Below are 10213 nucleotides of genomic sequence, written 5' to 3'. Positions count from 1 at the left end.
GGAGGGATCTGCTTGTTCTCGTCAGCCGCTTGGGTCGTCACAGTTGCACTTAATTTGAGTTTCTCGGCCGATAGAATCTCAAATTAAGTGCCAAATGGGAAAACAACGACCGCAATCTCACGGTTAACTGCCAAACGACACCATGGTAACTGCACGGTCGACCGCCTGCTGCAAAATGGCGTTTTCCATGACATCACCTCATTGCACGCGGGGATCGCGGTCGCGTCGCATGCGAGAGGCAGCAATCGCTGACGTTTCGGGAGCCATCAAATCATGCTTCGCCGCAAATGCTGCGAAGAGGCCACGCGCCGTTTCTGCTTCGATCTCGCCACGAAGTGCCGCCTGGCATGCTTTCAGGGCAACCGAATGCGCCGCGTCTCTGAACGATACCGGCCATTCGACCAGGTGTCGGTATGCATCTAGTACGCCGCAGACCTCCGCAGGGAAGCCCATACCGACGAGGATCGTGACCGGTTCTCTAAACATGTCGGGTTTCATCGCTCTCTCCTTCCCAACCCGGAATGTTGACGGGCGCCACCGCAATGGCGCCCCTGACTCACTGGATGAACTTAACGATCAAGCCGCCTTCTGCGCTTCCCGCCCACCACGGTGCTCGATGCGATCATTACCTTGAAGGCAAGCAAGACAAGACTTACTGGGCTTTACTCGCCGACGGCCAATCGTTTGAGGGCTCGTCGATCTGATGATCTGGGATCTCGTCCATCCTATCACGAAGCTGGGCAGATTCCTTCTCGATCATGTAGATCACCGCGGATCTCTCGGCACCTTTAGCGACGAGCTCATCGATCAACGCGTGCAGCCTCGGTTTGACCTCTTTCAAAATGTTTTGGTTGTCACTCATCAATTCCTCCCATTTTTGCTCCGTGTTGGCCGACGCTCCTCCTTGGGTCTTAGCCAAACCGCTTCCCTGCATTCGCGTCTTCTGCCAAAACCAGACTTGCGGGCGGTGACTCACTTTCGTCGCCTCCGACGATTGCGGAAATGTAAGTCAGGGCATTTTTCATTCCGTTCATGGTATAGGGCTTTTCGATTGCACCGAGTGCGCCGGCAAACCCTTCCGGGATCTTCTTGATATTGCCGCTCACGAAGACATAGGGGATGCCCGCAGCTGCTAGTTCGCGACCGACGTCGATCCCGGTCGGGCCATCCATGAGATGGATATCGACGAATGCGAAATCAGGCTTCGACGCGTTGATCTGCTCGCGCGCCTGGATGCTGCTCATGGCGAGGCCTGTAACCTGATGGCCCGCCATCTCCACCTCGCTTTCAAGCTCCATGGCGAGCAGCATTTCGTCTTCGACGATCATAACTTTCAATGTGTATTCTCCTGATGGTCGCCGACAAGCAGCACCACATCGACAACCGTCTTTCGTCCATCCTGTTTACGTTCGATTTCGGCGCCGAGCTGCAAAGCAGACGCCTCGATCAACATGCGTCCGAGCTCGGTGCTTTCAATATCAGGCTCAACTGGTTCGGATGTGTCCTCGACACGGATCAGAAAATGACCGTTGAGGCGTTTGACCAGCACGTGGATGTCGCCGCCGCCGTCCATGAGGCCCCGTCGAACTGCATCGCCGACCACCTCATTGACGATCAGCGACAAAGGCGTGGCTTTGACAGCGGGCACGAGCAACGGCGAAAGATCCAAAGACAGACGGATGTCGTTGCGGCCAGTGGCATCGACAAGATCTGTCACCAATTCCTTTGTGAACTCTGAGATATCGAACTTCGACACGTCGTCGAGCGTGAACAGCTTTCGCTGAACTGTGCTGAGGGCCTCTATTCGGTTGAGGACCGACATGAGTGTCTGCCTTTGCCGATAATCGGTGGTGATGCGTGCCTGCATTTTTACGATGGAAGCCATCGTCAGCAGGTTGTTTTTCACCCGATGGTCCACCTCGTGGACGAGCAGCGTGCGCGCCTCCAGTGCCGCCTTAAGGGTGGCGGTGTTTTTTGCCACCTCCGCCTCCGCCTCATGGCGCGCAGCCGCCAGGTCTGCTTCCCGGCTCTTGACCGTTGTGAAATCGAGCTGGGACGCAAAGAAATAGATGATTGTCCCTGCCTCGTCCCGGACGGGGCTGATGAATACCGCATTCCAAAACGTAGTGCCGTCTTTTCGGTAATTAAGAATATCGACAGCAACGTCGTGGCCGGCCGCGATGCCCTCCCGGATCCTCGCGATCGTTGCTTTGTCAGTCTCTGGACCCTGCAGGAAACGGCAATTGCGCCCGATTATCTCGTCATCTCTGTAGCCCGTGAGCCTTCGGAAGGCTTCGTTGCAGAAGATGATCGGATTGTCGGACTGGTTCGGATCGGTGACGATCATTGGCATCCGGGTCGCCTTGAACGCGGCCGCAAATGGATCCTCGCTTACATGTCCGGCGACGAGACGGTCGCCGGCGTTGCGGGCATCGGTCCGATATTGATCCTTTTCTTGCATGGGGGTCCTGATCGTATTGTCCGCAACAAATGCCGCGGCTGGGGAATTGGTTCCGGTTTTTGTCAGGGCAAAGACGTTATCGTCGCCTCGATCTCGCAAATCACACCGGACGGATCATAGGCGATTGTCGATTTGCCGTTCAGCTCCGCGGCCAACAAGCGTTCGACGAGGCGGGACCCGAAGCCCTTGCGGGTCGGAGGGAGAACCTCCGGTCCGTCCATCTCCCTCCAAACGAGGCGAAGATCTCCGGTCTCTTTAGCGAAGCTCCAGCTGATGGCAATTCTGCCTGTCGCATTGGAGAGTGCACCATATTTGGCAGCATTTGTGCCGAGTTCATGGAGAGCAAGCGAGAGTGACGCAACGACTTTTTGCGGCAGCAAGACCGGATCGCCAGAAACATCAAACCGCTCTGAAGGATATGGAGCGATAGCCTGCTCTACCACAGCCTTGAGATCGGCACTCTGCCAATGCCCCTCTGCCAGAAGGTCGTGGGCATGTGCCATGGCCGAAAGGCGAGCCTCGAAAGCGGTAACCGCACCGCTGGCCTCAGCATCTTTTGCCAGGGTCTGACGGGCAATCGCCATGACCGTCGCAAAGACATTCTTCACCCGGTGGTGCAACTCGCCAATTAGCACTGCCTGAAGCCGATCCGCTTCCTTTTTCGCAGAAATATCGTGAGCGATCTTGGATGCGCCGATGATCCGGCCGGCACTGTCGTAGATTGGCGAGACGCTGAGGAGAACATCGACGAGATGGCCATCTTTGTGACGGCGTCTGGTTTCGTAAGGCTCCACCGTCGATCCGGCCCTGACGCGGCTCAACAGCGTCGGCTCCTCGTCGATCCGATCAGCAGGCACAAGGATCAGTACGGACTGACCGATGATCTCGTCCGCCTTATAACCGTATAGCCTCTCCGCCGAGGCGTTCCAGGACGTGATAGTCATATCGAGATCGATGCCTAGGATGGCATCGTTGGAAGATGCGATGATGGACGCCAGCTGGCGCTCGACCTCCTGCCCTTTTTTGCGTTCGCTGATATCGATCGAGACGACCGCAACCTGGCGAATCCTGCCGCTATCGTCTCGAAGCGGCGAGACGGTATTGTTCACCCAGACGAGACTGCCATCTTTTCGGACATATCGCTTTTCGAGATCGAAGCTCTCGCCGGTCTGTGCAAGCCGCTGGTACAATCGGGTCTGCTCGGGCATATCGTCGGCATAGGTGATGTCGCGGATGTTCTTGCCGAGCAGCTCCTGTTCCTCGTAGCCGACAATCTCGCAAAACCGCTTGTTGACGTGCAGGATCTCGCCATCGAGGCTCGCTTGACCGATCCCTGCCGCCGACTGCGATATTACCGCCCGCAGCCGTTCTTCGCTTGCCTGGAGCGCCCGATCGGCGCGAACCCGGTCCGTCGTCTCGTTCACGATGCAAAAGACCCCGCGAACGGTCTTGTTTTCATCGCGGACCGGGGAATAAGAAATGTCAAAATACACAGTTTCCGGGTAGCCGTGCCGCTCGATATAAAATGGGCGGTCCTTGGCGGCGACCGTCTCGCCTTTGTCCAGGACTTGACGCAGGAGCGGTTCGAGGTCGTCCCATAGCTCGCTCCAGTTTTCTCGTGCCGGGCGACCGAAAGCCTTCGGGTGCCGTTGTCCGATCGACGGTGCATAGGGTGCGTTGTAGAGGGCGACTAAGTCCGGCCCCCAGAACAAAACGATCTGCGCCATGGAAGGCAGCATAATGTCGACAGCGGATCTCAGGCACGGAGGCCAAACCGAAGGCGGGCCAAGCATGGACTGGTCCCAGTCTCCCCGCTCAAGCATTCGAGAGATTTCGTCTTGCCCCGAGAAAATTTCCCCCGTTTCGTTCTGCATCGGCGCCCACTCTAAATCGTTGCGACGTCGCAAACGTTCGTCCCAGTGCTCAATGTATAGCGTGAGATGGTCGCAGCAAGGTCTTTTCGCAATGAAATCAGCTTCTAATCCGACAGACCGCTACCGATTTCAGCTCACCAAAGCAGCAGACTTGACCCTTTCTGGCTGATTTCCCATATGTGCGCCGCGAGAAGGGAACGGGTATGCGCGCATTTTTAGAAACGTCATTCGGTCCGAACGAATTGTCGGTTATCGACCAATCATTCAAAGACTGGCTGGAAACTCACCATTTGACCAAGAACAGCGCAGAGGCTGAGCTTGCCGCTGCGATCATCATAAACCTGTATCGCGAGGGACATGACACCAGGCAGGAATTGGACACTGCCATGTCCCTACATCGCGGTCTTGCCGATCTTGGCGAGTTGGCATCGCGCTCTTGAACCATATCGAACCTGCGGCCCACAATTAGGAAACTAGTCTTAGGCAAACGTCTATGCAGAGAGCCGATAGTAAGTTCATCTCTATAACTCAAACTTTATAGGTTGAGTGCCTCGTCCGGATGCACCGGGCGTCCGGTACCGAGCAGGCGTGAGTTTTCGACGAGGTAGTCGATAAAGCATCTGACGCGCGCCGGAGTGTGTGCGCCGCCAACGAACACCGCATTAATTTCCTCGACCTCTCCAGGATTGAAGTCCTCCAGAAGCGGCACGAGCTGCCCCGATTGAATCGCCTCCTCTACGGTCTGAGTTCCCACGCGCGTAATGCCCACGCCTTCTGCGGCGAGTTGTCCAAGCGTCTCGCCGTTGTTTGCCTCCACGCTGCCTTTGATTGTCAACGGGAAATCGCGACCGTCTTTCCGAAACGGCCAGGTCGGGGCGGCTCGCTTGAAGTTGAAACCGAGGCAATCGTGATCATGCAGGTCCTCCGGCACTTTCGGCGTGCCCCGACGCGCAAGGTATTCGGGAGAAGCGACAATCACTTTGCGCGTTTCGCCGAGCTTTCGCGCAGTCAGAGCCCCGTCTGCAAGCGGCCCAAAACGAATACCCACATCCGCCTGCCCAGCGGCGATATCCACGACGGTGTCAGTCAGGTTGACGTCGAGCATGATGTCGGGATAGCGCCGGATGAATTCGCCAAGGAGCGGAACCAGCGACAGCCTCCCGTACTGTATGGACGTTGTCACCCGCAGGCGCCCGCGCGGAGAACTTCGGTCCGAGATCATCTGCTCGGTTTCCCGCAGGTCCGCAAGGATTCTGCGGGCCGCAGACAGATACGCCGTGCCTTCCGGTGTAATCGTCAGCAACCGCGTGGTTCTCAGCAACAGGCGAACGCCGAGCCTTGCTTCAATGCGATCGACAATCCTGGCGATTGAAGAAGGCGCAAGACCACGGCGGCGGCCCGCCGCGGAAAAACTTCCCGTTTCGGCAACGAGGGTAAACACCTCTAGATCGCCAATTACTTCCACACCGGCCATTTGTGCGTCCTGCGCAAAAGCATTTAACGCAAAATAGGCATACACAAGCCCGGAATAAATGTCCATCTTTGCGTTAGACAGGCCTATGTAACTTCCTGCCCGCGGGCTTCCCCACAGGCGTTTGAATGACGTGGAAAACAGGATGATCTCGCCATTTACCATCCACATATCCGATGAACGAATTTCGGCCATCCGCTCCAAGGTCGCCGCCTACGATTGGGCTCAGCTTCCGGATGCGGGTGGCTGGTCGGCAGGCGTCGGAGTGAACGACCTCAAGCGCCTGGTGGCCTATTGGCTTGATACGTATGACTGGCGCGCGGTCGAGCAACGTCTCAATCGGCTTCCCAATTTCAAGACCGACGTCGAGGGCGAAGGGATACATTTCCTGCACGCCAAGGGCGAGGGTATGAGGCCACCTGTCCTCCTCCTGCATGGATGGCCAGGATCCTACCTCGAATTCGAACGCCTCATCGATCCGCTCGTGGCGGACGGACATGACGTCGTCATTCCGTCCCTGCCCGGATTCGCATTCTCACAGCCGATCACAGGAGTGCTAGGCCCGCGCCGGATCGGCGAGTTAATGCATGTGCTGATGACGAGACTGTTTGGCGACCGTCGATACTTCGTCCAGGGCGGCGACTGGGGTGCGGCGATCGCCAGCTGGATGGCTTACAGTCAACCGGACGCGTTGCTGGGCTTCCACCTCAACATGGTGAGCGTCCTCGCCAAGGGCGTCGAACCGACGACCTTAGAAGAGAAAGACCTGTTCAAGAGACGCGCTGAAATCCTTGACTGGGAGACGGGCTACAACCACGAGCAGGAGACCCGCCCGCAGACGCTCGGGGTGGCGCTCGCCGGCAGTCCGGTCGGCACGGCTGGGTGGATACTGGAAAAGTTTGGCAAGTGGGCTGACCTGGGCAAGACGGCAAACGGTAGTCCGGATATCTGGAGCAAGTTCTCGGAAGACGAACTGCTCACGAATATCATGCTCTACTTAGCACCGTCATCCGTCGTCACATCGACCTGGATTTACCACGGCAAACGACTGGAAGGATCCCAGACCTTTCCCGTAGGTACACGCATCAAGGTCCCGACGGGCGTGGCGGCGTTTCCTGATCCCGTATTCCTGCCCCCACCCCGCTCGTTCGCCGAAAAGTCCTACAATATCGTTCATTGGAGCGAGATGCCGGAGGGTGGCCACTTCGCGGCGCTTGAGCAACCGGAGCTGATGCTTGCCGACCTGCGGGCGTTCATCGCCAAGATTGAAGGCGGCAGGCGTTGAAGGCGATAGATATGACCACGACACGGACCGTAAATACCGAAACCTTGTCTATCGCCTACCATGAGTATGGCGCGGCTGACGGATGGCCGGTGATCCTTTCCCATGGGTTTCCCTACGATGTGCACGCGTTCGATGACGTCGCCCCGACATTGGCGCGGGCTGGCGCGCGGGTCATCGTACCCTACACTCGCGGCTTCGGGCCGACCCGGTTCCTGTCGGACAAGACGCCACGGAGCGGGCAGCAAGCGGCCCGCGGCAGCGATATCGTCGAGCTGATCGAGGCGCTTGGGATTGAACGGCCCATTCTGGGCGGTTTCGACTGGGGCGGAAATGCCTCTTGCGTGGCGGCAGCCCTTTGGCCGGACCGCATCGGCGGCCTCGTCTCCTACGCAGGCTACGACATTATTGATGTCAACGGGCAACAGCACCCAACTACTCATGCATTGGAAAAGGTCTTCTGGTATCAACATCTTTTCCAGACGGAGCGTGGCCGCGAATGCCTGTCGCAATACCGTCGGGATCTCTGCCTGATACTGTGGAGAGAGTGGTCTCCTGGCTGGCAGTTCGATGATGCTACGTTTGCCAGGTCAGCCGATGCGTTCGAAAATCCTGACTTCGTGCACGTCGTGATCAGCTGCTATCGGCACTCCCTCGGCCTTGAGCCCGGCGAAGCTGCATTGCAGGCGTTCGAAGCCCGTCTGGCCCAGAAGCCTCGGATAACCGTGCCCACGATAACCATCGACGGTTCCAATGATCCCCTGAAGCCAGGAGGGACGGCGGACCACGCAAAGATGTTCGCCGGGTTTCACGAGCACCGCGTCGTCGACGCTGGTCACAATGTACCGCAGGAGCGGCCCAGGGATTTCGCGAGCGCTGTCATCAAGGTCCGCGAGCGGATGACTCTGATGCAGATGAGGATACAAAGATGACGAGCACCCTGGCCGATTTGTACCAAGGGTATATCGACTGCCTCAATTCTCAGGACTGGGACAATCTTGGAACCTATGTCGGCACCGAAGTTGCCTATAACGGCGAGATGATCGGGCTTGATGCATATCGACTGGCCCGGGAGAGGGAATTCCGCGAGATCCCCGACCTGCATTTTAAGGTAAGCATTTTGGTCTCCGACCAGAAAACTTTGGCCAGCCGCCTCGAATTTGAGATCAGTCCGAGCGGCGAGTTCCTGGGCCTACCCGTCAATGGCAAGCGCGTGAAGTTTTCCGAAAACGTCTTCTATGAATATGAGGTCGGCAAGATCGCCAGAGTATGGTCAGTGCTCGACAAAGCGGCGATAGAGGTCCAGCTCCCGCGATCCTAATACAGGGCACCGGCGGAGGGCCCCCATGACCTGCTAGGACGATGGCTGCTGTCGCGCGGGAAGGACATCTGTAAATCAGTCCTGACTGGCGAGGAGCAATTCGGCTGCTCCGTTCAAATCCGACACTTCCCCATAAGGCAGCCAGTCTGGATTGCCGGCTTCTCCCCGCCGATTCACCCAGATACCCCGTAGGCCCAGTTCGTGACGAGCTTTCATGTCCCAGTACATATAGGCCTGCGCCTATTCTGTTGTGATGACATAGTCGAAGGGCACGCCGATGCGCGCCACTGTCGTTTTCCAGTTAACAGCGACTCGATCCTAACAAAATCAATACGTTACTGCGGAACTCAATTTGAGACTTGGCAGTTTATCTGAGATTCCTACACAATGTTTGGCAGTTAACCTGAGACTGGTGAGGCGTCAAAATTCACGCGCTCTCGGAAATCGGCAATCCGTTGAAGATCAACCTAGGCACAGGCAGTATGTAGATTTAATAACATTTTCAACAACATTACGGCTTGCGATCTCGATGTCTAACATCTTCGCATCTGCGGTTAAGTTGAGATCCTCGGCCGCCGAATCTCAAATTAACTGCAAACCAAAACAGAAACGGCCGCATTCTCGCCGTTAAGTGCCAACCGACACGTCGATGCGGCGCTGCTTCGATCGCCGCGAGTCTTTCACGCTTTCTCCGCGGAACTCTCTCCGCTTGGCTAGAACTCCTGCGTCGCCTATTTGGGCGCGTCCGGCCCAAATTCATCGATCAGCGCTTCTACGAAACTCTGCACCTTGGCGGTAGGCCGGCGCCCAAAAGGGTAGACCACGTGCATGGGACGAAACGGCCCCTCATGATCGGGTAGAACTTGAACCAGTCGCCCAGCAGAGATTTCTGCGTTCAAGACAGTTTCCGGTCCCAAGGTGATGCCATAGCCAGCGATCGCCGCATGCAACAACGCCTTCCAGTCGTTACTGCGGATTCTGCCGGCAGCCCCTACCTCCTCGGTCTTGCCCCAGCGGGTGAACTGCCAGCGACATGGAATTGAAGAAGGGCCTTCGCCATAAACAAGACAATCGTGTTGCTCTAAATCCGACGGTGTTCGGGGGCTGCCCCGCCGGAGAAGATAGTCGGGAGATGCACAGACAATAAGCCGATAAGGAGTCAGAGGAAGCGCGACCAGCGACGGGTCGTCGACCTCCCCGATCCTGACCATGACCTCGAACCCCTCCTCCAACGGATCGACGAAACGGTCGTTGAGCGTCAGGTCGATTTGCATGCCGGGGTAGCGATCCAGATACCGCGTCACGAATGGCGCCAAACTGTAAGAGCCGAACGTCACCGGAGCATTGACCCGCAGCACGCCTTTTGGTTGGGAACGCATGTCGTGGGCAATGGATTCAGCCGCTTCGACATCCGAAAGCAACTGTTTGCAGCGGTCGTAAAAGGCCCTTCCCACGTCGGTCAAACTTTGCCGCCGGGTGGTGCGGTGAAGCAGGGCCGTCCCAAGCCTGTCTTCCAGGAACACGACATGTTTGGCGACCATCTGGGGCGACATTCCCATGGCTTCTGCGGTTGCGGCAAAAGATCCGAGGTCGGAGGCTTTAACGAAAACAGCCATGCTCGAAAGCCTGTCCAAGATTGCCCCCTTTTGGTTGGGAATGTCTGTGTTGTTGTTTTCCACGCGGAACTGAGCCGGTTTTTCCACCGAGAAGTGAGCCACCTCTGAGTATGGTTTTCTGATCAGGGCTTGGTCAAGGGATTGGCCTTTTCTCCTCTCTTTTGTGCCGCAGCAGCCGAGCTGGCCTT

11 protein-coding genes are annotated in these 10213 nt (G+C 57.1%); 4 read left to right on the top strand and 7 right to left on the bottom strand.

Translation table 11 applies throughout. The features are described 5' to 3' along the window. Positions 1-198: 198 nt before the first annotated feature. From G9X64_RS36000 to G9X64_RS35980, 5 genes are all read right to left on the bottom strand, one after another. Complete coding sequence (locus G9X64_RS36000; RefSeq protein WP_168317543.1) at positions 199-498, bottom strand: DUF982 domain-containing protein; 300 nt, start codon at positions 496-498, stop codon at positions 199-201. Between the two features lie 154 nt (positions 499-652). Beyond that, positions 653-862 (bottom strand): hypothetical protein, encoded by a 210-nt coding sequence (locus tag G9X64_RS35995; protein WP_171378381.1) that lies wholly within the window; start codon positions 860-862, stop codon positions 653-655. Between the two features lie 49 nt (positions 863-911). Next, positions 912-1337, bottom strand: a complete 426-nt coding sequence (locus G9X64_RS35990; RefSeq protein WP_171378380.1) for a response regulator — start codon at positions 1335-1337, stop codon at positions 912-914. Then, the gene (locus G9X64_RS35985; protein ID WP_171378379.1) at positions 1334-2461 is read right to left on the bottom strand and encodes a PAS domain-containing protein; all 1128 of its coding nucleotides are present in this window, start codon (positions 2459-2461) and stop codon (positions 1334-1336) included. Before G9X64_RS35985 ends, G9X64_RS35990 begins: the two co-directional genes overlap by 4 nt. Positions 2462-2523: 62 nt before the next feature. After that, positions 2524-4284 (bottom strand): PAS domain S-box protein, encoded by a 1761-nt coding sequence (locus tag G9X64_RS35980; RefSeq protein WP_171378378.1) that lies wholly within the window; start codon positions 4282-4284, stop codon positions 2524-2526. A 254-nt stretch (positions 4285-4538) separates the two neighbouring features. Between G9X64_RS35980 and G9X64_RS35975 the strand changes: the two genes are divergently transcribed. Continuing rightward, positions 4539-4775, top strand: a complete 237-nt coding sequence (locus G9X64_RS35975; RefSeq protein WP_171378374.1) for a hypothetical protein — start codon at positions 4539-4541, stop codon at positions 4773-4775. Positions 4776-4870: 95 nt separating this feature from the next. Here the strand turns inward: G9X64_RS35975 and G9X64_RS35970 are convergent, their stop codons facing one another. Further along, positions 4871-5809 (bottom strand): LysR substrate-binding domain-containing protein, encoded by a 939-nt coding sequence (locus tag G9X64_RS35970; RefSeq protein ID WP_171378383.1) that lies wholly within the window; start codon positions 5807-5809, stop codon positions 4871-4873. A gap of 142 nt (positions 5810-5951) precedes the next feature. On the opposite strand from G9X64_RS35970, the gene G9X64_RS35965 reads away from it, so the two are divergent. From G9X64_RS35965 to G9X64_RS35955, 3 genes are read left to right on the top strand one after another with little or no spacing between them, the layout of a single operon-like run. Then, the gene (locus tag G9X64_RS35965) at positions 5952-7091 is read left to right on the top strand and encodes an epoxide hydrolase family protein (protein WP_171378377.1); all 1140 of its coding nucleotides are present in this window, start codon (positions 5952-5954) and stop codon (positions 7089-7091) included. An 11-nt stretch (positions 7092-7102) separates the two neighbouring features. Then, positions 7103-8020: an alpha/beta fold hydrolase gene (locus G9X64_RS35960; RefSeq protein WP_171378376.1), complete on the top strand. Its 918-nt coding sequence runs from the start codon at positions 7103-7105 to the stop codon at positions 8018-8020. After that, a complete protein-coding gene (locus G9X64_RS35955) occupies positions 8017-8409 on the top strand; it encodes an ester cyclase (protein ID WP_171378375.1) in 393 nt (130 codons plus the stop codon). The genes G9X64_RS35960 and G9X64_RS35955 overlap by 4 nt, the downstream gene beginning before the upstream one ends. 731 nt (positions 8410-9140) lie before the next feature. On the opposite strand, the gene G9X64_RS35950 is transcribed toward G9X64_RS35955, so the two are convergent. Then, positions 9141-10213 (bottom strand): LysR family transcriptional regulator (locus G9X64_RS35950; protein ID WP_246271188.1); only part of this gene is annotated, 1073 nt, incomplete at its 5' end.

The organism is Rhizobium sophorae (assembly GCF_013087515.1).
Taxonomy (GTDB): Bacteria; Pseudomonadota; Alphaproteobacteria; order Rhizobiales; family Rhizobiaceae; genus Rhizobium; species Rhizobium sophorae.
Note: the sequence above shows the minus strand (reverse complement) of the source record. Positions and strands in the feature narration are given on the sequence as shown.